Origin of the sequence: Pseudomonas sp. PGPPP1, from assembly GCF_002255865.1 — a bacterium.
GTDB classification, from domain to species: domain Bacteria; phylum Pseudomonadota; class Gammaproteobacteria; order Pseudomonadales; family Pseudomonadaceae; genus Aquipseudomonas; species Aquipseudomonas cremoris.
This window is the reverse complement of sequence record NZ_NKIG01000093.1, coordinates 1-946: the sequence shown is the minus strand read 5'-3', so window position 1 is coordinate 946 and position 946 is coordinate 1. Positions and strand designations below refer to the sequence as shown.

Annotated in this window: 1 protein-coding gene; it reads left to right on the top strand. The window is 53.6% G+C overall.

Annotated elements, in window-relative coordinates; all coding sequences use genetic code 11:
- The coding region (gene secY / locus CFE47_RS31280; protein WP_286843058.1) for a preprotein translocase subunit SecY at positions 1-946 on the top strand (946 nt) is incomplete at both ends.

Here is a 946-nt window from a genome sequence, read left to right as displayed (position 1 = left end):
TGCGTTTTCTGTTCCTGGCGATTATCGTCTACCGAATAGGCGCACACATCCCGGTTCCAGGTATCAACCCGGACCGACTCGCAGACCTGTTTCGACAGAATGAGGGGACCATTCTTAGCTTGTTCAACATGTTTTCCGGCGGCGCGCTGGAACGGATGAGCATCTTTGCACTGGGGATCATGCCGTACATTTCGGCATCGATCATCATGCAGTTGATGACCGCCGTCAGCCCGCAGCTGGAGCAGTTGAAGAAGGAAGGTGAAGCTGGCCGTCGCAAGATTAGCCAGTACACCCGCTACGGCACTGTCGTCCTCGCCCTGGTTCAAGCTATCGGCATGTCCGTTGGCCTGGCAGGGCAGGGCGTTGCGTTCACTGGTGACTTTGGCTTCCATTTCGTCGCGGTATCCACGTTTGTGGCTGGTGCGATGTTCATGATGTGGCTGGGTGAGCAGATTACTGAGCGTGGTGTTGGTAACGGTATCTCGATGTTGATTTTCGCAGGTATCGTCGCCGGTCTTCCGAGAGCAATTGGGCAGTCTTTCGAGTCTGCACGTCAGGGTGATATCAATATCTTCGCTCTGGTTGCCATCGGTTTGCTGGCAGTAGCGATTATCGGTTTTGTGGTGTTCATTGAGCGTGGTCAGCGTCGTATTGCTGTTCACTACGCCAAGCGTCAGCAGGGCCGTAAGGTCTTTGCTGCGCAGACCAGCCACTTGCCGCTGAAAGTGAATATGGCCGGTGTTATCCCGGCAATTTTCGCGAGCAGCATTTTGCTGTTTCCGGCTTCGTTGGGTACCTGGTTTGGTCAGTCTGAGAATTTGGGCTGGCTGCAGGACCTCTCTCAGTCGATCGCTCCTGGTCAGCCGTTGAATATTCTGCTGTTTAGTGCAGGGATTATTTTCTTCTGCTTCTTCTATACGGCGTTGATGTTCAATCCGAAAGACGT